This is a genomic window from Allobaculum sp. JKK-2023, from assembly GCF_034745455.1.
Lineage (GTDB): Bacteria > Bacillota_I > Bacilli_A > Erysipelotrichales > Erysipelotrichaceae > Allobaculum.
Genome location: NZ_JAYERV010000003.1, coordinates 56,146 through 82,386 on the forward strand (window position 1 = coordinate 56,146; position 26,241 = coordinate 82,386).

The window sequence follows — 26,241 nt, forward strand, 5'->3', positions numbered from 1 at the left end:
ATTTATGTCCAGGGTTCTCCCAGTAAAAAATCCCGAATATTCCAGTGGTGATAGCCATTTCTTGAAAAATCCAGTTCATCCATCGAAACGGCGAACTTGGGAAAGTTGTCATGAATTTCATTGAATACTCCAAATTCCTGTTCGATCGTTTGAGGGGAAGCCAGAAGATAAGAAACCTGGATGTATAGTTTTTCGCCGCCTTTGGTCCCAACGAAATCGACTTCTTGCGCTCCAACTTTACCAATCCGCACCTCATATCCACGGCGTTTCATTTCCAGAAAAACCAGATTTTCCAGAACCAGCTGAATATCCCGCTGATTGCTTTCAAGGATCGCTTCCCGAATTCCATGATCGGCCAGGTAATACTTTTCCATTGTTTTTAAAACTTTTTTCCCCTGTGGATCAAAATCCATTACAATGGATTTTGATCCGATGTTACACACTTTTTCCATCATAATGGATTTTAAATTTATGGAATTCTCGAAAAAAGAAGCGAGTCTGACCTTCTGTTTCAAGTCCAGACCGCTTCTTTCGGATATCCACAATTCATTTTGGAGGAGTCTGTCAGCTGCCTGCAATGATGAAAACCGCTTAAATTGGACCATATGAATACAGTTGAATACAGTTTTAATTGGCATTCTGTGTTTTTGCATTCAAAACAGGCCGAAATACTCACAGCAGATGATGATTCCGGCCTGTTTTTTGAATTGGTCTTTCACTTTGATTCCTTATTCTGTTTGGTCATGCGCCGTTCTGTTTAGCCATGTGCCGATACTTGCCGTAATCGGGCTTTGTTTTCATCCAACAGGCCAGATCCACTCCTCCAAGAAATGCTCTGTATCCACCTTCCTCCTCCTGAATACCAACCATCTTGTCTGGCCAAAAAGGATTGATGGCATCTTCTCGAAACGCCATAACCCAGCATGGACCGCTCTGTCTGGAACTTAAAAAGGACACTGTTTTTACTGGCAGTGTCCTTTAATGGTTAGAGTTATCGGTCGTTTCTAAGATCTGCAGGACCCGCAGGAATTCATGCTGCAAAAACGATAGCTGATTCTGTCATCGGCCTAAAGAGCAGAGACTCCTTTGGATAGAGTTTAAAAATCGTAGCGGCCGTTGACTGACGGATTTTCGATTCCAAAGACGGAACCAGCTTCATAGGCCTCTGAATATGCGCTCTTCTGCGCATAAACGATCTCTAAACTGTATCGTCCGGAGCGGGAAGAGTCATAGGGATCATGCACATAGACCATGCCGTTTTCATCATATCCATAAACCAGAATCTGATGATCGATGGAGGTACTCGCAAAGAGTCCGGGTCCGGCTGTTAAAGAGATCATGCCGCCCGCCTTTAAAAGAGCCCGGGATTCTTCCAGAGTCATATAGGAGTGGCAGACAAGGCCATATTTTTCGGCAAGCCATGGGATTCCATTGGTTACTGTTCCTAATGGTTTGCTGCCAAAAACATCTCCGCTCATGTATCCGGCCGCCTGAAGCGCGTAGCCAAGTTCGAGTGGTGTCGTCGACGCCGAAGTAAGCGTATTGATAATAGAGGACATCACAGTCGGAACACAGCCGAGCTGGGAAAAACTGACATTGGTAAAAACAACGCCTCCCCAGCGAGGATCAGTCTGCATATAACGGTAAACTGAAGTAAATGCAGATTTTTGGATTGTGCCATCGCTTCCAGGGGTGAGGACGACAGAACCGATCCGTTGAATACCTGGATCGATCTGGCCCTGTTCATCTAAGACAAAAACTGTGCCATTTCTTGAAACATATGTGCAGGAAGTCAGCATCTGGTAGTTCTGGTCAAACACCCGGGTCTGGCCATGGACGCTCACCATTCCCTGACAGGCTTTGCCATCCGGGCCAAAGTAGTATGTCTTCTGGATTTGTGGATGGTTAAGCAGCAAATCGGCCAGCATGCATCCGGTATCGGGATCAAAATAGTACAGATTGTTGTCAATGAATTGCAGGCCGGTTGCATAAGTACCATCAGCTTTTTCATAGACAGTTCCTGGCTGGCCGTTGAAAGTGGTCGTTTTCAGCTCGGCCGGGGGCAGGGCAAAAAAGGCGGTGCCTTCCTGACGCCATCCCAGCCTGGCCAGCGTTTCATATTCACCGGCATCCGTCGTGTAGTGATGGGTACCGGCTCTTTTTTCATTCGGGTTATACAGGCGATAGACACGGGTTGTCTGTTTAGGATCGGTAGACCAGGCAACTCCTTCATCTTTCCATCCGACATTGACCAGTGTATCGCGTTCATTGGAGTCAAGTGTGTAATGATGATCGCCTGTGTTAGGGTTATACAGTCGAAATAAAGGCGCGCCGTCCTCAGACTGATTGATATACCAGTTCACGCCCTCATATTTCCAGGTCAGCCGCATCAGTGTATCGCGTTCAACTTCGGACAGAGTGTAGAAATGTTCACCGCTGTTCGGATTGTACAGCCGAAAAACAGGGGAAAGGGAAGAAGAAACAGTCTCTGCTTCATTCTGCGTTTCCATCTTGCTGCTCATTGCATGATCTTCACTGGATGAGCGATCAGAACTGGAAGCTGGAGTTTGAAGATCATGCTCCGATTGGGTATTTTCCTGCTCAATAGTCTGGGTTCCAGATATCTTTGAATCCGAGATTTCAGAAGCAGATGAGGCAGTTGAATCTGTCTGTTGATTTTGAGTGGCAGAGGATGAGTCTTCAAACTGCTGATCTTCGAAAATATCTTCAGCAGCGAAAACCGGATTACTGACAGGCTGAACCAGCAGCAGTCCGCACAGCGTAAACTGAATTGTTCGTTTCATCAAATTTTTGGCAGGGATACCTTCGAATCAAACCGTGAGGCTGAAATGGAATGGAACTGCCAACTCCTACTTTCTTTTTGAAGTATCCTGCTGCGCTTCAGACAATGCACGACTGGATCTTTCATCCGCTTTTGCAAATTAAAATATCCGTTCTTACATGCATCGGACCAAAGCCATCTTTGTGATCAATTCAGCTGGGACGGTTTTTGATTCTTCATTTAACCCTTTACTGGAAAGAATCGGAAAAGCTTGAATGACCGTAAAATGCGAAGTTATAGAAGTTATAAAGGTGGCTTAAGAGCATGATGAACCGAATTTTATGTCTTTTGAACACGCAGCATTCCTTTTTTTAAGTCAGCATCTTGTCAGGAACTGAAAGCCGAGATCTGCCCCTGATACCTTGGTTTTGTTGAGCTTGCTTCTCCTCATCGTGACAATTCGAGGGGATAATTTTCGGCCATCGTCCAAGGGTAGAGGCTCCGGATTTTGCGCTAGGAACAGTATTTGGACCAAATTTAATCCTCTTTTTGGATCGTATCAGGTCTTTCATAGCAATCACGGCTGCCCATTCAGTGACAAGATTGAAATTTCACCAGCATTTTAACATGATGGAAAGCCATACTTAAAAAAATAATTTAACCATTAAAAAGAAGCTACATTTATGTAATAAAATCGTTTGTTAATAAGCAATGATGATTGTTATTCATAAATTCTATGCTGAGCTGCCCGAAAAGAATCAGCAGGTTGAAATAGATAGGATATAATTAGGTGAAGATCATTTAAAACGAGGAAGATATATGAAAAAAACAATCAGAAAAATCAGCCTTATCCAGGCACTGATCTGCCTGGTTATTTTTATTGTCCTGCTCTATCTTCAGGGCTCTTTCTATTATCCGCAACAAGTAGCATGGCTGGCACCAAATATTTTGATCTGGCTGATCTGTCAGTACTTTTACTGTATCCGGCTTCTTTGGATGATGCTCAAAAAACGGCATACATTTCTAATTCAGATCACTGTATTCGCCATTGTCGGCCTGATCTGTTTTGGAATCGGATGGATTGATCCATTCAGTACAAGCCTGTTAGCAAGAGACCATGAGTGGTGTATTGTGCGTGTAGTCTTTTCAGAGATTTACGGCCTGATTCTTTGGATCTGCAATTGCTTCATAGCAAAGTGCCTGAGAAGCAAATCCTGAAACCAGTTCTGTTTTACAGGTGACAAGTAACAGAATTCTGAAACTTGTAATATTCCTGTCACAATTCTGGAATGATTACAGGTTTATCCGGTTGAAGATAAAAACCGATACCGATGCAATAAATCGGACGAAACTTGCTGCTGCTCTGATTTCGTCCGATTTCATTTTCTAATCAACTTTGTCACAGTTACAAGCCGCGCTCGTTTCGTATACATGTCTCATTTTCTGCGTCTGGAACAAGCCCGAATATGTCTTCCGCTGCTTTCAGTACCTGCAGAATATGCACCGGATCCAGGCTCCATCTTCTATAATCATCCTCAACGCCAAATTCTGCAAAGTATTCCCGATATCCTGCAATCTCCCCCGCCGAGACCTGTTCCATCCTTTCGAACAATGTAGTGACAGCTTTCTTGTCACGAATAGTAACGTACATTCGAGCCAGAAAACGGCTGTCTTTTCCTTTGGAATAAGACTGATATTCTTGGCAGATGATTTCTGCGGCCAGAGGATGGAGGGACAGCTCTGTTTTCATGGGGGCAGATGAGCAAGATTTAGTTTGTGTGAACAGGGAAGATTCGAAAGTATTACAATTCCTGCTTCTTAATCTTTAAAGAATAGTCTCCATGTTATTTGCAATCGTTGCCTCTTCCTGCCTGGCAGCAGTCACTGAATGAAGTATACTTGATCCGTCTAAAGGACCAATGGCAATAACAGCCATTGCGCAGAACAGGGCAATGGCAAAGTACAGCTGGGCTTTTGTTACGATCTGTTTGATACACACAGCACAAACTTTTCCTGTTTTCATTCTGGTGCCGATCAGTCTAGTTATGGCCGGCTTCAGGAAAAATGCAGACAGTATTGCAGCCGAAGTGAATGCCATCATAAAAAGCAAGGGATCTGCCGATCCATAAGCAAGAAACGTATAAATACCGAAGGGAAGCGAAATGTTGGTGAAAATGCTGGGGATGCTTCGGTTTTTCTGATAGCTGACCACAATGCCGACTGCTTCCACAAACAGAATTAGAAGCAGAAGTATGATTTTCGAATTTCTGTAGCTCAATCGGGAAATGCTGCTGAACATGGCGTCCCTATTATAGAAGAAAAAGCAGGAAGGTATAAAAAATGTGGTTGAAGATGTATTCCATGCGGCTGACTGTATTAGTGTTTTTCATAACTTCCTCCTTAAAAAATAACATTATACCCATTCGAAAGACGCATAATGAAGACTATCTTTACAGCAGCTGTTTACGCCATGGAAATCGGCTTTTTTACGACAACCCGTCTGTATCAGGTCATAGGATCCTCATCAACAACCTGTTCAAAGCATCCGATTTCCCTGAGCTTATAAGCCAGTCTGTCTGTCTGGAACTGCGCTCCAAAAATTTCCTCAAAACGGCTCTTCAGTTTTGAAATGCTCATTCTGCCTTCTTTTCTGGCAATCCAGAGACTGATATCTCTTACGGATGGTCTTGCTGGATTTCTGGTGCAGATCAGTGTACCCCCAATCCGGTTGGCGAGAATCGATGAATTCTGGCGGAGAACAGAATCCAGAAGCCACTGACAGCCTTCTGCTTTTTGCACCAGAGGAAACTGGCAAATCTGATTCCAGATGCTGTGAGCGTTGAAGAATTCCTCCGTGCAGCAGGGAAGAATCTCTTTTTGAATTTCAAACAGGTCATCTCGTTTCAGGCCAAATTTTCCGTTTACTTTTTCCATGGTCAGCATAAGCGTCGAAGAAACGTCAACAAGATCAAAAGATTTCCTTCTTTCCAGGAGGTAAGCAGAGAAAACGCTCATGCCCGCAAGCCTGGGATCCACACTGGCAAGATCAATACATCCTGTTTTTCTCACCTCAGCATCAAAATAGCCGGATAAAGAACCGTATTTTGAACTGTACGCATAAGCAGAATTCAGGACATATCCGATCTGTCTCAATGAGGCTGCGTTAAAAGCATCAGGTGAGGAATGGACACAGACTTCCTGAAACAGCTTTCGGGCGTTTTCTTCAAACCAGAAATCCTGCTGTTCCAGTGCGGCTTTAAACGCAGGCACGTCAGCCGGATCGAGAAATGAAACATCGATTTTGTACAGGTCTCCATCAAGGTAAGGAACAACGGCAGAAAAGACTGTTGGGCTGGAAGCCGGAAACTTCACTCCATATTTTTTACGATAGGCAGCATTGAACTGATCGGTTCGGACAGGAGACATTTCTTTGAGCAGTTCAACAGCCTGTTTCTTTTCATCTCCATTTCCAAAAACTATCATTGGAACTCTTCGAAAACGAACATCCAGGTCCAGGCGAGATATTGTTTCCGATGTTTTCAAAACATAAAACAGCTCGTTGCCATCCTTTATTCCGTATTCGTCCATGAATTCAGAATTGTCCTTGAATATAAGATCAGCAGAGACGACCAAATCTTTGTATTTTGAAAGATCTATTTCAGAGATCAGCCTGTCTGAATTGCACGAAAGAAGCCGTATTCTGTTCTGACCGTTATAGACAATGCCTTTTCTGATTCGCAAACGATTGCTTAGTGAACGCTTGTTCCGCAAAAATTTATCGGCTGGAAGATCGTTCTCCTTGATATATTTCTGATACTTTTCAAACAGTTCATCTAAGGTCAGGGGCGTATCCACATTTTCCATCAGGATTGAACAGGCAATTCCAATAGAATCCTGTTCCCGGATACTTTTCATGATTCCATAGGCCTTTCTGACTTTCTCTTTCCACGGGCCATCGTATTCTTCAATCGTTTCGTCAGTCAGTTCGTGCTTTCCGGATATCCATCGTATTGAAAGATATTCAAACGCTTCATCATTCAGTTCTGGAAAGATCATTTTGAAATCACTCTTGGGAAGATGGAAATATTGATATACCGGTGCGTAGTAGTCTTCGTATATCAGCGGCATGCGCCCAACCGCCAGTACAGAAATCTTCCAGATTCTTTCACCTGACACACCAAACGACTGGCTGATGGACTGGAGTGTCTCTCCGGACAGCCGCCGTAAGAGAATTTCTCTTTCACGATTTGTAAACAGATGTTAATGACAGAAAAATTCCTGAAGCGTTTCTTTTGGCAGCAGATAGTAACCATTCCTGGTCTCAAGAAAACCCGCAGATACAAATGCATCCAGCAGAATCTGAAAGTCAAAGTCAGGATTCTTTTTGCGAAAATATTCCGCCGTCCTCTCAAAAGAAACGGCCACATCCGGAAATTCTAAAACCCAGATCCGTTCAAAGACTTTAAGAACTTCCGGAATGTCGAATACCAGCCTTGTAAATTCCTCCCGGTTATTCGAATCGTATGACTGGATCAGCCGTTCATGAATTCCTCTTTGACTGGCTGATGCATAGATACTGTCTACACCCAGAAGGAAAAATGGAGAAAGCATTTCGACAGCCTGCCGGAACGGACGCAGGTTTAGGGCATCATCCTCGCAGACGTCTGTCTGTTCCTGATGACCAGCCGCTGAGTTTTGAAAGATATATTCCTGGAAGGCCATTATTTCCTTCTGAACCGGATTTGTCATTCTGAGCAAAGCAGCCATGTTTACGGGAGTCATTGTATAGAGATCCCCCACAATAAGGATCTGATTGACCTGGCAGGCCCTGACAGTTCTGCGTGTCATTCCTGTTTTATCAACAGTCTGGAATCCATTGACCAGTAGCTTTTCTTTTGACAGCGGCGGCAGTCCGGATTTCATCCGCTGCTGTACAATTTTATCCCAGACCGCATCAAATTGGCTCCAGTAATCAGCAGCGGACTTTAAGAGAGGGGAGGGATCGGGATGGTCTTTCATCAATGCTGGAGAAGCAAAATCACCTGTTTCAAATATGCCGGATAAATAAGCTTCAAGCAGAAGATCCAGCGGAAGACTCAGTTCTTCAAGCGAAAGGCTGGTTTCAGAATCCAGGCTGCCGATATTGGCTTGAGCCGGTCGAGCTTTTAAAAGAGCCAGTTTCCGATTCCAGCAGTCAAGATAATGATCCACCTGTCCGGCGATTTCCTTTGCGGTTTTAACGCCTGAACCTTTCAGGTTGAACACCTGTGCCGCATCCATCGCAAAAAGAGAGCCGCAAAATAGAATTCCGGCCTGTGAGCAGACATTGCTTGCTCTGACAGACAGATTCAGTTCGCTGACAGGAGCAGACCCCGCAATAAACAATTCCTCCTGTGAAAAGGACGGGCGGTGATTCAAAGGCCGTTCTGCTTCATATTCATTCCAGACCACAGCAAATTTGTACCAGTAATCCTCTAGGCCTTTCAGAAACTCGAAAGTCTCGGCAGATTCACTGCTCTGTGAAACGTCAAAACAAAGCAGCTTAAGCAGGTCGCTGGTTCTAAATATCTTGAGTCTTTCAGCCTCATTCTTGTAAATATTTGGAATGTACAATTTTTTAATCGGGACGTCTATCATTGGTTTTGCTCCTTTCAGATCAATATTGAACAGTCTTGATATATTGCAGCTGTTATTCTGATATCGATCATACAGGTTTTTTGATAATGTTTGTTTGGGAAATTTGTCTCGCCGTTTTAAAAAGATGATAAAAACAGCAGGCGGCATACCAAATCGATACCCAGCCTGCTGTTTTCCTGATACTTGTAAGTTGAGATAAATAGTGCTCTGAAAATCATTGCCGCCATCGCAAGTGGAATTTGTGGTCAGGCGGCTGATCAAGTTTAAAGATGACCATCTTGTAAATGTCAACTGAAAAGTTGCGCAATTTTCGGTTAAAAAGTTGGCAGTTGCTGATGAGAAACCTCTATTTTAGTTGTATTAAATCTTGACATAGGACCAGATTCTTCAGAACATAAATCTCTTTGATATCCTGGCTTAAATGCCAGGGGCATGGATCTGTACTGTGTCCAGGAAAATTTCGATACCAGAAATCCAAACAATGACAGTATCTGCGCGCTGTTTGCAGCGATAGACCATGGACGTTCGCTCAATCGCATAGGTTTCGACAGTTGTTTCAGTTTCCATAAAGATTTATGAATGGCTGAAACAAAGTTTGAATCTTTTTGATAATCACGGCTGATTATTCTGTAGCCTGTTTTTTAGATGTCAGACGTTTAGGACAGACAAATTAGACAAATTTGAAATCTCAAAAAAATCGCCGGACACCGGGCGAAATGAGTTTTTGGGTTTTGAAGAACGAGGTGCTTTTGAAGGACCAGGCAGAGGGTTAAAAATCGGCCAAGATGATGGAATCCAGATAGATCTGATGGGGGCCGGATGCTTATATCCTCAAATGTTACATAATATATGTTATGCGCAGTTGTAAAATACACTATACATAAAGGGGCTGACGCACTGAAAGGCGTTGATAATCTCGTTTTTTTGTCACTCAAACAAAAAAGTAAGATGGGTGCAAAACACCTTTCAAAGAAAATCTTAGGAACATTGCATATTGCGTGAAAAAACGAGAATTTATGTGTGTGTTGTTTCTGGCCCTTAAAAGCCCTTTGAAAACTGTCCGCAGACGGTAGACAATTGGTATTTGCCCTGCTCTATTGAGCGTTTCGACACCCAAAGCATTTGGCTCCTTATACAGGCAGCCAGGAGCTTTTTTGGTCCAAAAAGCCATAAAACAGGCGGATTTCAAAATTTTTGAAAAGAAATTCGGCTTATTCTTTTTGAATCTGAGCTTTGCAATATGGATCTTGAGCGATATTTGTTCCAAGGTCCTGCTTTCAAATGGCTATGAAAAGTTTTCAATCTTCTGTGAATGGGTTATTGGTATATCTATCGAAGCCGGCCATCTATGAAAACTTTTTTAATCATTCACCTTCTGTTAATGGTGGACCGACACAGAAATTAGCGTTGTATTGAGAGCCGCCAACTGATTGTGAAAACTTTTTCAAAATTGTTGAAAACACAAAACATTCTATTCGGATGGAATCTAAAGCTCAGATTCCCTTAACCGAATAGCATTGGATTTTCCTTTATTTTTGTATGGTAATTAGCTACCATGATAAGCATGCATGAACCTCAATCTACTATAGTCTTAGAGAATATAAAAGAATTTATATCTGAATTGTCTGATTTTCATCATGATTTGAGTAATGAATGGATATGTTTCAGTTCAAATTCAATTAACTTCAAGCACAATCTTCGTAAATTGTATACTGATAGTAATTTTTTACTTTATTTAAAGGATTACCAAAAATTCGTTCGGCGTTATTTATTAGTTAAAAGGCCAAAAGAGCCTCTAAAAGAGTGTGACTCGTTTGCTGTTCAGCGTCGGGTAAAAGAGTGGGATTCATTAAGAGATAAAATCGATCGCTACTTAAAAAGGCCTGAAAAAGGAGAAGTTCCATTAAAGAAATGTCTAAATGATATAGTTGGTTTTCGATTAAACCTAAAGTGCTCATTAGACAAAGATGACTTACTCCAACATCTTAAATCTACTTTTGATAATCCGAAAAAATTTAGCTGCATTGATGCTACCAAGAACGGATATACTGCAATCCATGTTTATATCAGAGAATCGAATTTGTCACCCAGCTGGGAGATTCAAATTTGGAATCAAAAGGACATTAATTCTAATCTTCAATCCCATGAAGCCTATAAACAGGACTATACTAAATATAGTGAAAGGAAGTGATTAGGATGTATCAACACTATATTTTTACCGCAACTTCTTATACACAGCATAAACGTGTTGCCTATGACCTTGTTCTTACAGAAGAGCAACTAGATCAGGCACAAGTAATTGGGGCAGAAATCGAGCAAAGAAACGTTCATTCAATTCCTACTTCTTTACATGTTAAAGAAATTGATTCTCCAAGTATAGAAGCTTTAAAAAAATCGGATCCCTATTTTAAAAACGTTTATTTTTGTAGCTCAGTGGATGAATTTATGAAGTACGTTGAAGCTGATCTTGAGTTGAGCAGTATTGACATTGCAAAATACATCCTTTCTATACTTGACACATCAAAACTCAAACTCCAAAAGCTAGTTTGTTTGAGCTATGCTGCTTATCTTAAAAAGACCGGAAAGCCCTTATTTACTGATAAAATTTATGCCTTTAAATATGGGCCAGTAGCAAAAGATTTGTATGATACAACTAAAAAGTTCAAAGATGTATTTTTAAGAAATCTGTTGTTTCCTGACTTTGATGACCATACATTTGTCCAAATGGATTGTCGATTTGCTAGAGCTGAAGACGGTTTCGTAAAAACTCAGGTCATTCAAGAGGTACTCAACAAATTTGGGAGCATGAGTGCTAAGGAATTAGTAGACTATACTCATCGAAATGGTTCTCCCTGGTCATCTGCTTATGATAGAACTATCTGGAAAGAAATCCCAGACAATTTAATTCTATCCTGTAGCAACGATAGCTTAATCTAAAATCCAATAAATACTGGACTCTATTATTAAGATAGGTTACTGTTCACACCCTACTCCAAAACACCTCGGAATAGGGTGTTTTAGTTTTTGAATTTATAGTTAAGTTTCTGACTTCTGACAGACATAGAACCACTATTACTCCGCAGGACATCCTTCTTTTAGAGCGGATGCAAGCGGCAAAACATACTCAATTCCATTAATCATTGTGATCATTCCGACAAACCCCTTTTTCATGTCTTTGCCATGGACAGGAAGGATAATGGTTTGTGGATTGTTAGGATGCTGTAGTTTATGGTGGGAGCCACGTGTACTAACGATTAACAGTTTAATCTAAGAACGCATTTGCGTTCTTTGGCGTTATTATCAGCTTAGGAATTGCGTAAAAATAAATCCCAATTTATTCAGACTTAAGCCCCTTGATTATATAATTCCAATGTGCTTCATTCCCGAAATGTGTGATGTCGATTTTGGACATTTCCTCATCCGATACCTTTTTGCCAATTGGATATTCGTGATCGTCTACAACGCATTTAACCTTCAGTCCGGTTTTTGTCGTTGTTGAGCTGATAAGCTCAACTACTGTCTCGATATCATAAAGCGGTTTGCCCTCCCAGTTTCGGGTGATATAACAAAACAGCCGATGTTCGACCTTGTTCCACTTGCTTGTTCCAGGAGGAAAATGGCTGACCCAGATCTCCAGTCCTGTTTCTTCAGCGAGTTTAGCCAGATCTTCTTTCCATAAACGGCATCTGCTTCCGTTGCTTCCTCCACCATCACAGTTGATGTATAGGCGCTTTGCATTTGGAAAGGTCGGTTTTCCGACAGTATTCCACCATCTGCGGATACTTTCTATGGCAAAATCACTCGTATCGTGATCTGTTCCCAGATTTACAAACCCTGTATTGTTATTGAGAAGATAGACCCCATAAGGATTGACCTTTCCAAGTTCTTTATCCAGAAAGTCATGGTCCAAAACAAGTCTGGGATCATGAGCCGGCCGGTATTCCGTACCGTTATTTTTAAAATTGCCAAGGTTCTCTTTCTTCTTTGTATCTACAGAGATGACTGGGTCCCCCGCGTCAAGGAATTCTTTGACGGTCGCGTTAATCGTCTGAAACTGTTCATCACGGTTTGGATGCGGTTTGCCTGCCTGAAGCATCTTCTTGTTGTTCTGACGGCTATATCCTTCTTTTTCAAGGAGAATGCCAACTTCAGAAGGGGAGACAGAAATCTGATATTCTTCCATGAATTTTTCGGAAATTTTGGATTCAGAAAGAGTGGTCCATGACAATGGATTCATCGGATTGCCATAGGTATGGTCGTCAATGATCATATGAAGGTCATCCAAAATCTCTGGGTGATGGTCTATGACCGTTTTACGGCCTGATCCCTTGAGCCTTTGGCGTCCCTGCTCTGGAGTTGGAACCTCCCCATGAAGTTCTTTTCTGCCCCGCTCAATCGTTTTAGGGTCAGTATGGGTAACGGTTTGGACATAGTGCTGAGTTCCGTATCCACACTTTTCGCAGATCCAGGCAAGAGCTTTTCGATTTGTTGGTTCATCAAAGCTGTCCTGCATGGCATTGTAGAATTCAAGGTAGTAATTAACTTCATCACTGGGTTCGTAGGCTTTCTTCATTATCCATACCTCCAAAGGAAAACGAGTTCTTCGGTTAAAGTATAGAACGAATGGAAGCTAAAATCAGAAACACAGTTTTGTCTCAGTGGATTCGGTCGGACTGAGAAAATCAATTATGGGAATTATGTGTAGCATTAAATATGGAATTACTTTTACGAAGTTCCTTAGATAAGGAGGTAAAGACTATGGTTTCAACAATAAAATCTACAACTATTCGTTTTGATACTGAGGTTCTAAACCTGATTCATAAAGAAGCCGCTTTAAACAGGCAGATAGCTACAGAATTCATGAGAAATGCCATTCAGGAAAAATTGGAAGACAGTCTTGATTATCAGGAAGCAGCAAAAAACTTGATGGAATCAAACGGTCGTACTCTTTCCAGAGAAGACGTCATCCACGATTTAGGGCTTTAGCATGAAATATACCTGGAGATTTGATGAAAAAGCATTCAAACAGTTTAAGGAGGAAATTGGCCGGCCTGTTCACAAACGAATAATTGAATGGCTTGATTCTCATATTGAAGGGAGTGACGATCCTAGAAAATGGGGAAAATCCTTTCAAGGAACCCTCGGCACTTGCTGGTGGTATCGTGTCGGCAGCAGGATTCTTGCCGATATCCAGGATCATGTTTTACTGTGGTCATTATAAAAGCGAAAAAAATGATGTTTATAAACGGTAATTGAGGAACCTGCTTATCGAAGAAAAGAGTAGAAAGTCCTTATCTTTAGTCAGGTGATGATGGCTCCCTTCTTTTGTAACAGTCTTTCTTGTTGCTGATTGCCGTAAACTAAAAAGACAGACCGATCCAAACTTCAAGCCATCTCTTTCTGCCTGAACCAAAAAGAAACTGCCATTCTGCGGCAGTCTCTGTCTTATCAATATTAGTATCTTCTGTTTGGATCATTATTCGGATTATAGGCTCCAGACTGATTTCCGTTGAATCCCTTCTGACTTCCCTGCTGGTAATTGCTGCAGCCAGGCTGATACTATTGGCTGTTCCGATTCTGATAGCCATTATTGTATCCACTATTGTAGTTCATCTGCTGGTTTTGCTGGCCGTACTGCATATATGGATTTGTCTGCTGGTTCTGAAAGCCGCTTTTGTATCCATTATTCTGGATGGGTTGATTCATCTGGCCGCTGCTGTAACCGTTGCTGCGGAAATCTTCTTCCATATTATTATCCAAAGCCGTAACAATGGTTGGTTGTTCGGTATATGGGCTTGCAGAACGGGTGATGCCAAGTGCTTCAAGCTGGCTTTCTGTCCGGTTGTTGTTTGCATTACAGTAGAATCTTGGCGGATTGTCGTGCAGAATCACTTCCTGAATGGAACCGGAGTTGTTTCCATTTGAACCATAGACTTTGAGAATCACAGTAACTCTTGATCCTTTTGCTGGCTCATATCCTTCTTGCATTTCCAGATCGGCCAGGTTGGCCTGCCCCTGGCTGTAGTCAGCAAGATTGACGGAGAGCCTTGGAAATCTTCTTCGACTGTAGTTGTTGGCAGAAAGTGTTTTGAAGTTCATCATTTTCTTTCCGGATGTCTTGGAAATGTAGCTGACTGAATCAATGTATTCGGGTACAAGGGGTGTCTTGCAAAGGCATGAGACTTTCGGATCGGAAACAGTAAGACTGATAAACGGTTTTGTCTGGGGATATCTGGATTTGGAGCGTCTGTTATAGACATCCAGCTCTTCCCCTTCATAAAATCTTGTTATATGGCTGAATTCAACAATACCGTCAATGAGCAGCAGGTCTTCGGGTCGGAAGTTATTGAGCGTAATCCGGTTTGTCCTGGATCCGCCGCCATAATTGTTATTTATGTAGTTTGTATTGTTCATACCTTTATTATAGCTGTTTGGCGCACTTACGCTATTTTGCATGGATAGATCCTTGCCTCTGTTTCTGGTACTGTCTTTGATATCCGGACCATATATGGTCTTTGGGTGCAGCAATTGAATTTGTCAGCATCACTGATTGTAAAAATATCCTTATGTTTGAATTGGAATCCCCTTATGAAACGGTGCATACCATTCATTGTGTTTAGAATGGATTCAGTCGTTAAACCGCGCCGTTTTGTATCTTGTCGTGTGGCTTTTCTTCTTTGCAGGGCGGATTTCCCTTCTGGCGCAGAGCAATCTGTCCATCTCAGAGCTGCATTGGACATCCGAACAGGCTTTTAAAGCAGGACCACAAGGTCTGGAATTGGAACTACGTCTTATAGAGTGTTTTTCGCCCCTCTAAGGCTTGCCATGGGGTCAACCCGGATTTTTTGATTATGAATGTCTACAATGAAGTCTGGGCAAGACGAACAAGAGGATAACTTAGAACACCGAATCGAATTCATTTTTGCCGGTAAATCCAAATAACTATGAGGTAACTCATGAAAGATGCTTGAGTTTGACCAGTACAAACCAGAGGATATATCAAATAGACGAATATTGAATTCGGAATATGGAATAAAGAAATGAGGAATTGCAATGAGAACTTTAACTGTTCTGCTTCTGACCGGCGGTCCTGGCGGCGGGAAAACCGAATCGGCAGCCTGGTTGAAAAAGAAATTGGAAGAAGAAGGATTTGGCGTTGTGGTTGTTCCGGAAGCCGCAACCGAACTGCTTCTTGCCGGACTGGACTGGCGAAATTCGATGGAAAATTTTGACTTTCAGAAAGCCCAGCTCGAACTCGGACTGTTCCGGGAAGAGCTGTATAAGAAGTATGGATCAAAACTCTACAATCCGAATGTAATCATTCTCTGCGATCGGGGTGTTCTGGACGGCAGTGGTTTTATTGAGCCGGAGCTGTTTGACAAAATACTTCAGGAAAAAGGACTGGATAGAAATGAACTGCTCAAGCGCTACGATGCCATTTTTCATCTTGAAACAGCCGGCCGTAACAATGATAACTTCTACACACTTAAAAACAATAAAGCCCGTATTGAAACTGCCAGTGAAGCGGCAATGGAAGATGAAATTCTGGTCCGGACTTATAAAAACCATCCCTGCCACGTCATTATTCATTCGCAAAAAGATGTCGAAGCCAAGTTTTCCAATCTGCTCTGTGAGGTGAACAGATTCCTTGCGCAAAAAGGGATTCGAGCTGAGCAGCGGTCGCAAGTTTAATCAGTGCATCAGAAAATTACTTTTCCTTTTCATGCACCAAAATGGCTTCCTCCAGGAGCTGTACGACCAGTTTTTGAAACGCAGACCCCTTTTGCAGCACTTCCCTTTCTGGCTCATACATTCCTTCCAGAGAAGAGAGCAGATCCCGGCAGTAGTTTTGCAGCATATTCTTCCTCTTTTAGAGATCTTTTTGTTCCATCCCGAAAAAGATGGTAAGATTTGTCTGCATTCTGCTGGGCAGATTGGAAATAGATCCTGTCGTTACGGCTTTGGAATTCTATTGCCTATTTCGCATCTGGAACAACCCGGCGCACAGTTTTGCTCTTTGTTTTTGGGGAACTTGGTTAATCATTTTACGACCTAATATAGGTTACATACGCCACTCCCTGCATCCATTTATTTTCTTATCTTCATGCTTCCTCAGCTTATATTTGTATTTGTAAGTGTATCATCAATTGTTCTAAATTCAATGTTTCATTATTTGTTTTACTATCTATTTCATCTTTTTTTGTTTCAATTGGCTACAACATTGTTTCAGCAATTGATCCAGATTTTATTTCAAAATTGGTTTCAACTGTTGTTTCATTTTTTGTTTCTCTTTTGGTGCTACCCTGTTTGTGACATATCTTATTCCATATTTAAGTTGCACATTTGATCGAATTGTTCCCTATTTTTAAAGGAAAGGTGTTAAAATATGGAAAAGAAAGGCTGTATGTAACTTATATTAGGTCGAATAATGGAGGCATATTATGGATGAAAAAAGACCTGCTTCACAACCTGCAAAAGCAAAAACACCAGCAAAGTCCCCCCAGAAGGGGCGCAGACTTCGCTATTCAAAGGCGATGGTCAGCGATCTGGACTGGAACGATCTGAAAGGCGTGGCTGATCGCTACAGTATGAGCACCCGTGATGGCTGCCAGATGTTCAAGGTTCACATTGAAACCTGGATGAAATATTTCCACGATGTGATCCCCAATATTGCCATGCCCTCCTACACCAGAAAGACAGACAAGAAAGGCTTCATCATTGAAGGCGGGCGCGACTACGGAAGGCAGGCCGGATTTGCGGACGGTGTCTACCACTACGATGCAAAAGGCTTTGATGACTGGTTTGCAGAAAACACAAAGTTTCATCAAAGATCCAAGTCCATTGTGATGGATTGCTTTGTGGCTGATCCTGATGCCTGGGCGAAGACGACTGTCGAACTCTGGAGCGAGCAGCCCCATCCAGATGCATATCTGGCTGCCCAGGATGAGACCGGATTTCGCCGCTATCGAAAAGCACTCCAGGCCTGGCACAAAAAATGTGCGGCTGCTCTGGTGGAGGCGCTGGATCCTGCTTTTGTCTGGATCTGGGAAAACCGGATCGGGCCTGCTGGACGGGATCCGGAAAAATGCCCCTGGATTGAGCTGGAGGCCGACCAGAAGCTAAAGGACTATGCGGTGGACTGCCTGCATAAGCGGATGCTGACCTCTCCAAACATTATGCGAAATTATGGCGACCAGCAGGAGACCTACTTTCGCCAGCTGCACAATACTGGAGCGATACGGCTTTCCATTTTTGAAAACGAATACCATCACAGCCTCGATGCCGAGGGAAATGAAAAGCCTGTGCTGGTTCGCTACCTGCCTGATCCAGATCCATTTTTGAAGGATCCTCTTCCCTTTGTATCCAGATTCAGAGTGGTGCTGAATTATCCGGACTATCAAAGACTGAAAAAACAGGTCGAAAGTGGAAGAAAAAACCAAGCCCAACTGCCGCCGCTGCTGGAAAGGACCTGCCTGTTCAAGTAAGCCGGCAATCCCTTGCAAAACATATTTTCAATACAGCATGGCCAGCCTTTTCAAACAATGGAGGCTGGTCATGCTGTTATGCACGGTTTCGAATTTGTCTTTCGCTCTTGCAAAAGACTGGATTGAATTTTCATGACTGCCTTTCAATGGACAACAAAAGTCTTACATATTGAATCAATGTCATTTAGCTTAGTTTTTGATAGTTAGTATTGTCCACCATCCGTGCACAGATGGTGGATTTTATATTTTCTGGTTTAACGAAAATTAGCTTTGACAACAACTCTATAATTGTCTAATTTAATCCTTATCACGTTGAAAACATAACTTTATAAGGAGGAAAATATGGCAACTAAAGTTACTTCGCCGTCCGTGATTTATCAAAGATTCATGAAATTCCTTGAGGAATTTGCCCACAAACAGGAGAAGATTCTTGCTTCTCAAACAGGAGCTTTCTCACGAAGTCATTATCGATCATCAAAAATAAACTTGTTCCATTTCCTGAATACATCCATTATCGGGAATGGATCAACACTCTCCGATTTATCCATGAACTATTTCGGCATGGGCAGTGTAAGACCATCTGCTTCGGCACTTGTTCAGACAAAAGCCAAGACTCCAGTCAGCGTATTTTCAGCACTGCACAAAGCCACATTGGCACTTTGTTACATGGATAAAAAATATAAAGGGCTAAGGGTAATAGCCTTTGATGGAACCAATGAACCTGTTGCGCCAAATGAAGATGAACCTGACTACATCATTTATGCCAAGAACAAGGAAACCATCATCCGGGCCGGTATTCACATTAACGCTGCCTATGACGTACTTAATGACAAATATCTAGCCATCGTCACTCAAGACCAGAGGTCCAAAGACGAACGGGCCGCTGCTATGAAAATGGTCAAGGAGATTCACGAAGCTTATCCTGGCGAGACATTTCTCTTTGTCATGGACAGAGGGTATTTTTCTTATCCATTGTGTAAGCTTATTGAATCCTTAGGGCACAAATACCTCATACGTATGAAAGAACGAGAGTATAGCTGCCTGACTTATACACAGCTTGACCATACAGAAGACCAGCAGATCAGCCGCATTCTTACCCACCACCAAAGAAAAGAGGAAAAAGAAAACCCCCAGATGAAATACCTGGTCAAAAAATCAATGAGACAGATTGATCAAGAATCTGAATTTATTGATTTTGACTGCAGGGTGGTAGCTATCGAGATTGGCGACAACGTCTGGGAAGGACTGATTACCAATCTGGATGAAGCAGAATTTCCTCCGGAGGCTCTTGGATTTATTTACCACCTAAGGTGGCGAATCGAGCAGAGTTTCTCCTGGCTTAAATATGGAATAGGAATGAAACGTATCCACTCGATAAAAGCAGAATACATCATTCAGGAGATTTATTCATCCCTTATCTTCTACAATCTGGTTTCCGAGATCAAAAAGTGTGTTCTTGAATCATCTCAATCGGATAATAAAGAAGAGAAGCAGACAACTTATGAATACCAAATCAATACAACTAAGGCGATACGGGCTATCAGGAACACGTTTACTCCGAAATGGACGAAAAAACGAACAATCTGTCAAATTACAAAAGCGGAGTTTCAAGCTCTGACCGAGGAGCTGCTAAGAGAAAAACTGCCCGTTCGGCCGGAAAGGAGCTTCAAGCGAAATCTCCATCCCAATCGTTTGATATGGTTCACCTATCGATAAGTGCATTATATGCGCATCTTATTGATACAAACCACCCATACAATTCTTAAAAACGGCTCTTATCGAAGGGTTGTTTTTAGTGCACCTATTTTGATGAATACAGCCAAATCAATCAGTATATTTTGTGCTTGGTTGGTGCATATGGATATAATCAGCAGCAAATTCTATTCCTATCATCCACTTTGTCTTTGATTTTTATACAAAGTTTGAGGTCATATTTTTCTAGCTAAATGACATTGCATATTGAATCGTAAATAAAATGAAGATAACCAGATAGATACAGAACAGGAAGCAATAAACGAAAAACAAAACTTTCTCAAGCGGCTCATCATTATGTCCCAGCCAGAAAAGTTGAGGAAGAATGATCAGAAAGAAAACCGCCAGCAAGGGAACCATCCAGCCTTTAAAGATACGGTTGAGCATCTGAATCCTGGATTCATCATCACAGAAGATCTCTTCATCGCGGCCATTCATCCTGGAAGCCGGCTTGCAAAAATAGCTGTAGCCAAACTTATCCTGCAAATACTCCCAGCCGCAGTCTTCAAACAACTGGCGGTACTCCTCGTTGTTGTAGGCGCCATTTGGATGGTAGTCGAGCTGGTAAATGATATCTTCTGGTTCGCTTCTGACGAAATAATATTGATTCAGGCCGGCAATCCGCAAAAATTTCCAGCCTTCATTTGCCATTTTGCGCAGCCATTTTTCTTCTTTTTTCCACTGACAAATCGAAAAAAAGCGATAAACAGTTTTAACGTTTTTCATCTGAAGTCATCTCCTTCATGTTTTCATACAGCCGCTGAATTCGTTTGATCTCCAGGTCAAGAACCTCCTGACCGAGATCTGTAATTTTGTATAATTTTCGCTTCTCCTCTTCCCGGACAAATGCGATCAGACCATCTTCTTCCATTTTAGAAAGCGATCCATACAGAGTTCCGGGAGCGAGAATGACTTCGCCATGGGTGATCTGCTCGGTCTTTTTAACAATGGAATAGCCATGGGCCTCTTCTCGCAGGTTGAGCAGGATATAGAACCCGGTTTCGGTCATTGGTACGTAAACTTTCTTGATATGTTTATCCATAGACGCCTTTCCATCCAGCTTTTCCATACATCGAACTGCTGGCTCTAGTATATCGAACTGCGATGTATGGAGGGGAGAAAATCTATATGATTTTGAAACTTGACAAGAAATAGAGTCGGAAAGAATACAAACCAAAAAGAGCCAGCCTGGTCTAAAACACATCAAGAGAAGAGGATGGCGTTAACCGATAAGGCTGATGGACGTTCAGTCTGAATGACAAAAGAATAGGCGAAGCAATGAAATCGGATGAAACACGGCTCTTACAAGATGAATTCGCCGGTCTTTCCATTCTTTTTCAATGAGCTTTGTTACACTGGAAGTAACTCCTTCTGGAAACAAAGACTGGATTGAATCTTGAATCTGTTATCTGCTTCGGTTTCTGGAATCAAAGGAAACAAATACGAGGAAAAATTTATGGAACCTGTCTATCAAATTACGCCTGAAGGGTTTATCCTTCGAATTTCGCAGGCGGAACTGGATCAACTGGACAGCTCGCAAAAGCAGCGGGCTTTGCGGTTTATGTTTTCCCCCTGGGATGCTGTTCTTGAACTGGGGCTGGAAGCACCGATTGAAAGCCAGTCTACGGTTTTAAAATTTCTGCAAAAAGTAGGAGCGGCCTTTATTTCGGATCTGCTCAAGGCCCCAGGGCTGGAAACACTGCGTGAAAATATTCAGCTTGCTCCCGATGAATACCAAAAGGAAAAACTGCTCAACGAACGACCATTTGTTAAGGAGTCTTCTTTGATTGATTCCCAATGGATTGATCAGGCTTATGCCCATCTTCTTGAAGTGTTTAAAAACCAGATTGTTCTGTATCCACACAGTGTCAAGAAATTCTTTAACGAGAAAAATCCAGCACTGAATCCGGCCGAATCGATCTTCTTCCATCTGGTTGAATATAAAAATGGACTGTATCCCTTTGCCTTTCTGGCCACCTATACCCACATCACTCCACAAGGGGATGTGCGCCACTTACCCCTGTCAGAGATTTTGCATGAATACCAAGGAGACCAGAAAAAGATGCTCGAACTGCTCTCCTGCCTGAACCAGGCCGCTGAAATCTGTCCGGAACTGGGATCTTTCATGACATCAGGAGAATTGTTTCACACGATTGGCCTGAACGAAAAAGAGGCCTATGCCTTTTTGAAGTCCGTTGAAGAGCTGGAGAAGATCGGAATTGTCTGCCGGATTCCAAACTGGTGGCGAAGCCGTTCTTCAAGAGTGGCGCTCAATGTCAAACTCGGCAATCAAAAGTCGCTGCTGGGCCTGGATGCGTTGATTGCGCTGAGTCCGGAGCTGAGTGTTGAGGGCATGAAGCTGACCAGTGCGGATATTCGCAAGCTGTTGGCCAGTGCCGAAGGTCTTTCCTTAATTAAAGGGCGCTGGGTAGAAGTCAATCACGCCAGGCTGAAAGCCCTGCTGGAACGAATGGAGTCTATGCCTCATTCCATGAGTCTTGGTGAAGCACTGCGGCTGGAAAGCGGAATGGAGACACCGGACTGGATGGACAACCAGGAAGATGGCGACATTCAGATCTCGAATGGTAAATGGATGGGCAATATCTTCAACAAGCTGACTGATCCCAAAATTCTGCGCAAGACAGCCTTGCCGCGCAAACTTCAGGCCACCTTGCGCCCCTACCAGCAGGAAGGCTATAACTGGCTCAATGCTCTTTCTTCTTTAGGCTTTGGCGCACTTCTTGCCGATGATATGGGTCTTGGAAAAACAGTTCAGACCCTGGCCTGGCTGGAAAAAGAACACCAGAATCATCCAGAAAAGAAGGCTCTGCTGGTTGTTCCTGCATCCCTTCTTGCCAACTGGTCTAAGGAAGCTGCCCAGTTTACACCGGATCTGAAGATTGGCGTCATCCATGGCAAAGCCGGCGTCGAAGCGTTTGAAAATACCCCGCACGAAAATCTCCCCTTCTTAAACTTGACAACTTATGGCATGGCTTCCCGGCTGGACTCGCTGCAGGAAGTCGACTGGGATTTTTTGATTCTGGATGAAGCCCAGGCGATTAAAAACCCGAAAACCAAACAGACGCGTTCGATCAAGCAGATTCCTGCCGCCATGCGTCTGGCCATGACAGGTACCCCGGTTGAAAACGATCTGGTTAACCTCTGGTCGATTTTTGACTTCCTTAATCATGGCATGCTGGGAAATCTCAATCAGTTTGGCGCCTACCTGAAAGATGACAGCCGTCCGCAGGCTGAAAAGCTGAGCCGCCTGCAAAAAATCATCTCTCCATTTTTGCTGAGACGCTTAAAAAGTGATAAATCGATCATCAACGATCTGCCGGATAAGGTTGAGCAGAATGATTACATTACTCTTTCTGAACAGCAGCGAGTCTTATATACCAATGTCGTCGATAAGCTCAAAGAAGAGCTGGAAAACCAGCCGGAACTGGGTGAATCCACCAATGCCATCAACCGCCGCGGACTGGTTCTGGCTACCCTCAATAAGCTCAAACAGATCTGCAACCATCCCGACCAGTATCTTGGACAAAAACAGTTTACTGAAGCGGAAAGCGGCAAATTCGAAATGCTCGAAGAAATCTGCCGCCCGATTGCGGAAAACCGAGAATCGGTTCTGGTCTTTACTCAGTATCGCGAAATGACCGAACCGATTGCCAGATTTCTTGAACAGATCTTTGGTGCTCCAGGGTATGTCATTCACGGCCAGACCCCGATCAAACAGCGTCAGGAAATTGTCGATGCTTTCAATAAACAGGAAACATATATTCCTTTCGTTGTTCTCTCCTTACGGGCAGCCGGTACCGGACTGAACCTGACCCAGGCCAGCCATGTGGTACATTTTGACCGCTGGTGGAACCCGGCCGTTGAAAATCAGGCCACTGACCGTGCCTATCGAATTGGTCAGAAACGAAATGTCATTGTCCATAAGTTTGTCTGCTCCAATACAATTGAAGAGGCTATCGATAAAATGATTACCTCCAAACAGAAACTGGCAGATGATGTGATCAGCAGCTCGACCGAAAGCTGGCTGACTTCCCTTTCTGATGATGAGCTCATCCAGACATTGAGGTTAACGTTATGAGTTACTATGGCAATTTCTATTACAAAACGCCTACAGTTGGTGAACTGCAGGCCAAAGCCCGCAAATCGATCGAACGGGCCAGAAAGAAAGGTGTTATTTACGATCCGATTGTTGTGCCAGGCACCGGTTCCCAGCGAAAGCTTTGCACAAACTGGTGGGGCAAAGCCTGGTGTGCCAACATGGAACAATACTCAGACTATGCCAACAGACTGCCTCGAGGGCAGCGCTATTGCCGCAACGGTATGGTCATTGACCTTCAAATTGAAAAAGGCGTTGTTCATGCCAAAGTCCAGGGATCGGATCGAACCCCTTATGACATTACCATTACCATCAAGCCATTAAGTCAAAAGGCAAAGAAAGCGATTCAGGAACGCTGTGAATTCGGGATTTCATCGCTGGAAACGTTAGTGGCAGGCGAATTTCCAAAAGAGTTGCAGGACTTATTTACGGCCAAAGAAGGCCTTTTCCCTTCTCCTTCCGAAATCAAATTTCATTGTGACTGCCCGGATGGCGCCTATCTTTGTAAGCACGTCGCTGCGGTGATGTATGGCATCGGCATCCGGCTCGATCAAAAACCGCTGCTGTTGTTTGAACTTCGCGGCCTGGATCCAAAATCCCTTGTTGAAAAAGCCATCGCAAATAAACTGGAATCCATGCTCAAAAATGTCGACCGGCCATCCGGACGGATTCTCGACGCTCAGGTTAATACCAATGAGCTGTTTGGTCTGTAGATCTAGAACGGGCACCCCAAAGGTTCATGCTCTATCGAAGTCAATGCCCAGATGGCATACAACTGCATAGCCCCTTAGATGCATATCCTTGCCTGAGCCTCAACCACCAAGAACCAAGCAAAAAACAGATACTCTCGTTTTGCACGTAAAAGCCGAGTATCTGTTTTTTATGTTGTTTTTTACCAACTAAATGGAAAGCTAAAAAGATCTGCCAGTTGCTCGCATTCCTCATACGGAAACAACTCGGCCCATCCTTGATTCTCCATCATGATTTTGACCATTTCCTGGGCGGTCTCTCGGGCAAATTTTGTATGCACTTTGCATATCATGCTAGAGGATGGAACAATGCTGAACCTGGACCAGTATCCAGCCCAATTGCCGTTGATTCTGATTCCGGAAAGTCGTGTAGCTGAATTAAAAGAAAACGACCAGCTTCGTATGATGTGCCAATCGGGACAGAAGCTATACGTCAAAGATGGAATTCGGCTTTATCCTCATCTGAGTTCCGATCAGACAATTTCTCAGATTCCCTATCGGGACCCAGTGAACTGTGTGAGTCAGCCACCAACTAACTACGGCCAAAGCTATCGTTTCATTCCAATCGAAGGTGAGCAGATAGAACAGGAAGTCCAGGAATTTTTAAAGGCAAACCATCTTGAGGGAATTTTGAATGATTCACTGAATACCTTAAACTATAACAACACGAAAAACAGCGTGACGATTTCACTGCTTCAAAACGGACTGGTGATGTTGATTTATCTGCTCTGCCTTGGCATGATGCTCAAGAGTCTGTTGCAAATCTGGCTGGCTTCTGATCAAAAGCTGATTGCAGTTCAATACCATCTTGGACTTTCCTGGTTTAAGCGATACCAGGTCTGGTTTGCGATTGGAATTTTGATGCACCTTTGTGTGCTGCTTGTTTTACTGCTGAAAAAAGCAGCTATCAAAACCATCGCAGCTGGTTCTTTGACCTATTTGCTGCTGCTCATTGTAATTTCCTGGATGACGATCCGAAAATTTGAAAAAGGAAGAATCCATCGAATCCTGAAAGGAGAACAAAGTCTATGACAATCCCTGCAGTTGAAATCCATCATCTTCAGAAAAGCTTTAACAAGAAAACAGTTCTCGATATCCCCGAACTCATCATTCCGGCAGGAAGCTTTGTGATCATTGAAGGACCTTCCGGAGCAGGCAAGTCAACCTTGCTTTCTTTAGTTGGACTTTTAGACAGTCCTGACCAGGGTGATATCCAGCTGTTTGGTCAGACTGTAAAACCTTATTCTCGTAAAAGCATTCAATTTTTTAAAGAAAAAATTGGGTGGCTCTTCCAGAATTATGCTCTGGTCGATTCACAGACTGTTGAGTACAATCTGGACATGGTTTTGGATCAGAAAAAGCAGAAGAATAAGTCTCAGCTGCTTCAGGATGCCCTGCACCAGGTCGGTTTAGAAGGAAAACTGGCAAGCAGAATCTATGAGCTATCTGGTGGAGAACAGCAGCGGGTAGCTCTGGCAAGACTTTTATTAAAATCCTGTGATCTGATTCTGGCTGATGAACCAACCGGAAATCTGGATCGAGAAAACGCAAAGCGGGTGATGAATCTGCTCAAAGCGATGCAAAGCCAGGGCAAAACCATTCTGGTTGTCAGTCATGACCGCTCTTTTGATGAGCTTGCAGACCAGATCATTCAGCTCAATTCTCCTATACAGTAAGAGTCGGCAAGGATCTGTGCTCTCTGGAAGAACTGATATCCAT

General features: G+C 43.1%; 25 protein-coding genes. 12 read left to right on the forward strand and 13 right to left on the reverse strand.

The genetic code is table 11. From position 1 onward, the window contains the following. Positions 1-2: 2 nt before the first annotated feature. Together U4956_RS00340 and U4956_RS00345 are read right to left on the reverse strand one after the other, a co-directional pair. The gene (locus U4956_RS00340) at positions 3-443 is read right to left on the reverse strand and encodes a hypothetical protein (RefSeq protein WP_323088138.1); all 441 of its coding nucleotides are present in this window, start codon (positions 441-443) and stop codon (positions 3-5) included. 654 nt (positions 444-1,097) lie between these two features. Beyond that, entirely contained in the window at positions 1,098-2,804 is a 1,707-nt protein-coding gene (locus tag U4956_RS00345; protein ID WP_323088140.1) for a C39 family peptidase, read from the reverse strand. Between the two features lie 797 nt (positions 2,805-3,601). On the opposite strand from U4956_RS00345, the gene U4956_RS00350 reads away from it, so the two are divergent. Next, complete coding sequence (locus U4956_RS00350; RefSeq protein WP_323088142.1) at positions 3,602-4,000, forward strand: hypothetical protein; 399 nt, start codon at positions 3,602-3,604, stop codon at positions 3,998-4,000. Positions 4,001-4,187: 187 nt separating this feature from the next. On the opposite strand, the gene U4956_RS00355 is transcribed toward U4956_RS00350, so the two are convergent. The 5 genes from U4956_RS00355 to U4956_RS00375 form a co-directional block, all read right to left on the reverse strand. Beyond that, complete coding sequence (locus U4956_RS00355) at positions 4,188-4,532, reverse strand: hypothetical protein (RefSeq protein ID WP_323088144.1); 345 nt, start codon at positions 4,530-4,532, stop codon at positions 4,188-4,190. 75 nt (positions 4,533-4,607) lie between these two features. Continuing rightward, positions 4,608-4,781: a hypothetical protein gene (locus U4956_RS00360; RefSeq protein ID WP_323088146.1), complete on the reverse strand. Its 174-nt coding sequence runs from the start codon at positions 4,779-4,781 to the stop codon at positions 4,608-4,610. Positions 4,782-5,287: 506 nt separating this feature from the next. Then, positions 5,288-6,910 carry a hypothetical protein gene (locus tag U4956_RS00365; protein WP_323088148.1) on the reverse strand — a complete coding sequence of 541 codons (1,623 nt, stop codon included), beginning with the start codon at positions 6,908-6,910 and terminating at the stop codon, positions 5,288-5,290. 132 nt (positions 6,911-7,042) lie between these two features. After that, positions 7,043-8,419 carry a DNA-directed RNA polymerase subunit alpha C-terminal domain-containing protein gene (locus U4956_RS00370; protein WP_323088150.1) on the reverse strand — a complete coding sequence of 459 codons (1,377 nt, stop codon included), beginning with the start codon at positions 8,417-8,419 and terminating at the stop codon, positions 7,043-7,045. 417 nt (positions 8,420-8,836) lie between these two features. Further along, complete coding sequence (locus U4956_RS00375) at positions 8,837-8,986, reverse strand: hypothetical protein (protein ID WP_323088152.1); 150 nt, start codon at positions 8,984-8,986, stop codon at positions 8,837-8,839. Between the two features lie 997 nt (positions 8,987-9,983). Between U4956_RS00375 and U4956_RS00380 the strand changes: the two genes are divergently transcribed. Both U4956_RS00380 and U4956_RS00385 read left to right on the forward strand, forming a co-directional pair. Next, complete coding sequence (locus tag U4956_RS00380) at positions 9,984-10,610, forward strand: hypothetical protein (protein WP_323088154.1); 627 nt, start codon at positions 9,984-9,986, stop codon at positions 10,608-10,610. Between the two features lie 5 nt (positions 10,611-10,615). Next, positions 10,616-11,356 carry a Panacea domain-containing protein gene (locus U4956_RS00385; RefSeq protein ID WP_323088156.1) on the forward strand — a complete coding sequence of 247 codons (741 nt, stop codon included), beginning with the start codon at positions 10,616-10,618 and terminating at the stop codon, positions 11,354-11,356. A gap of 135 nt (positions 11,357-11,491) precedes the next feature. On the opposite strand, the gene U4956_RS14365 is transcribed toward U4956_RS00385, so the two are convergent. Both U4956_RS14365 and U4956_RS00390 read right to left on the reverse strand, forming a co-directional pair. Next, positions 11,492-11,686 (reverse strand): type II toxin-antitoxin system HicA family toxin, encoded by a 195-nt coding sequence (locus U4956_RS14365; protein ID WP_416347417.1) that lies wholly within the window; start codon positions 11,684-11,686, stop codon positions 11,492-11,494. Between the two features lie 67 nt (positions 11,687-11,753). After that, a complete protein-coding gene (locus tag U4956_RS00390) occupies positions 11,754-12,992 on the reverse strand; it encodes an ISAzo13 family transposase (protein ID WP_323088158.1) in 1,239 nt (412 codons plus the stop codon). A 185-nt stretch (positions 12,993-13,177) separates the two neighbouring features. On the opposite strand from U4956_RS00390, the gene U4956_RS00395 reads away from it, so the two are divergent. Together U4956_RS00395 and U4956_RS00400 are read left to right on the forward strand one after the other, a co-directional pair. Then, on the forward strand, positions 13,178-13,405 hold the full coding sequence (locus U4956_RS00395) for a DUF6290 family protein (RefSeq protein WP_323088159.1): 228 nt from the start codon (positions 13,178-13,180) through the stop codon (positions 13,403-13,405). Between the two features lies 1 nt (position 13,406). Continuing rightward, positions 13,407-13,640 carry a hypothetical protein gene (locus U4956_RS00400; protein ID WP_323088160.1) on the forward strand — a complete coding sequence of 78 codons (234 nt, stop codon included), beginning with the start codon at positions 13,407-13,409 and terminating at the stop codon, positions 13,638-13,640. A 338-nt stretch (positions 13,641-13,978) separates the two neighbouring features. Here U4956_RS00400 and U4956_RS00405 read toward each other — a convergent pair whose 3' ends face one another. Beyond that, positions 13,979-14,875, reverse strand: a complete 897-nt coding sequence (locus U4956_RS00405) for a hypothetical protein (protein ID WP_323088161.1) — start codon at positions 14,873-14,875, stop codon at positions 13,979-13,981. 597 nt (positions 14,876-15,472) lie between these two features. Between U4956_RS00405 and U4956_RS00410 the strand changes: the two genes are divergently transcribed. Then, on the forward strand, positions 15,473-16,111 hold the full coding sequence (locus U4956_RS00410) for an AAA family ATPase (RefSeq protein WP_323088162.1): 639 nt from the start codon (positions 15,473-15,475) through the stop codon (positions 16,109-16,111). A 16-nt stretch (positions 16,112-16,127) separates the two neighbouring features. Here the strand turns inward: U4956_RS00410 and U4956_RS00415 are convergent, their stop codons facing one another. Next, on the reverse strand, positions 16,128-16,277 hold the full coding sequence (locus tag U4956_RS00415) for a hypothetical protein (protein ID WP_323088163.1): 150 nt from the start codon (positions 16,275-16,277) through the stop codon (positions 16,128-16,130). Between the two features lie 583 nt (positions 16,278-16,860). Here U4956_RS00415 and U4956_RS00420 point away from each other — a divergent pair. Both U4956_RS00420 and U4956_RS00425 read left to right on the forward strand, forming a co-directional pair. Continuing rightward, positions 16,861-17,904: a hypothetical protein gene (locus tag U4956_RS00420; protein ID WP_323088164.1), complete on the forward strand. Its 1,044-nt coding sequence runs from the start codon at positions 16,861-16,863 to the stop codon at positions 17,902-17,904. Between the two features lie 342 nt (positions 17,905-18,246). Beyond that, positions 18,247-19,620: an IS4 family transposase gene (locus U4956_RS00425; protein WP_323088166.1), complete on the forward strand. Its 1,374-nt coding sequence runs from the start codon at positions 18,247-18,249 to the stop codon at positions 19,618-19,620. Between the two features lie 222 nt (positions 19,621-19,842). Here the strand turns inward: U4956_RS00425 and U4956_RS00430 are convergent, their stop codons facing one another. Both U4956_RS00430 and U4956_RS00435 read right to left on the reverse strand, forming a co-directional pair. Beyond that, a complete protein-coding gene (locus U4956_RS00430) occupies positions 19,843-20,382 on the reverse strand; it encodes a DUF2812 domain-containing protein (RefSeq protein WP_323088167.1) in 540 nt (179 codons plus the stop codon). Continuing rightward, on the reverse strand, positions 20,369-20,698 hold the full coding sequence (locus tag U4956_RS00435; RefSeq protein ID WP_323088169.1) for a PadR family transcriptional regulator: 330 nt from the start codon (positions 20,696-20,698) through the stop codon (positions 20,369-20,371). Before U4956_RS00435 ends, U4956_RS00430 begins: the two co-directional genes overlap by 14 nt. Before the next feature lie 414 nt (positions 20,699-21,112). Between U4956_RS00435 and U4956_RS00440 the strand changes: the two genes are divergently transcribed. The 4 genes from U4956_RS00440 to U4956_RS00455 all read left to right on the forward strand — a co-directional run bounded on the left by U4956_RS00440 (position 21,113) and on the right by U4956_RS00455 (position 26,198). Further along, positions 21,113-23,755 (forward strand): DEAD/DEAH box helicase, encoded by a 2,643-nt coding sequence (locus tag U4956_RS00440; RefSeq protein ID WP_323088171.1) that lies wholly within the window; start codon positions 21,113-21,115, stop codon positions 23,753-23,755. Next, entirely contained in the window at positions 23,752-24,486 is a 735-nt protein-coding gene (locus U4956_RS00445) for an SWIM zinc finger family protein (RefSeq protein WP_323088173.1), read from the forward strand. The genes U4956_RS00440 and U4956_RS00445 overlap by 4 nt, the downstream gene beginning before the upstream one ends. Positions 24,487-24,831: 345 nt before the next feature. Beyond that, positions 24,832-25,554, forward strand: a complete 723-nt coding sequence (locus tag U4956_RS00450; protein ID WP_323088175.1) for a hypothetical protein — start codon at positions 24,832-24,834, stop codon at positions 25,552-25,554. After that, positions 25,551-26,198, forward strand: a complete 648-nt coding sequence (locus U4956_RS00455; protein ID WP_323088176.1) for an ATP-binding cassette domain-containing protein — start codon at positions 25,551-25,553, stop codon at positions 26,196-26,198. Before U4956_RS00450 ends, U4956_RS00455 begins: the two co-directional genes overlap by 4 nt. Positions 26,199-26,241 lie beyond the last annotated feature (43 nt).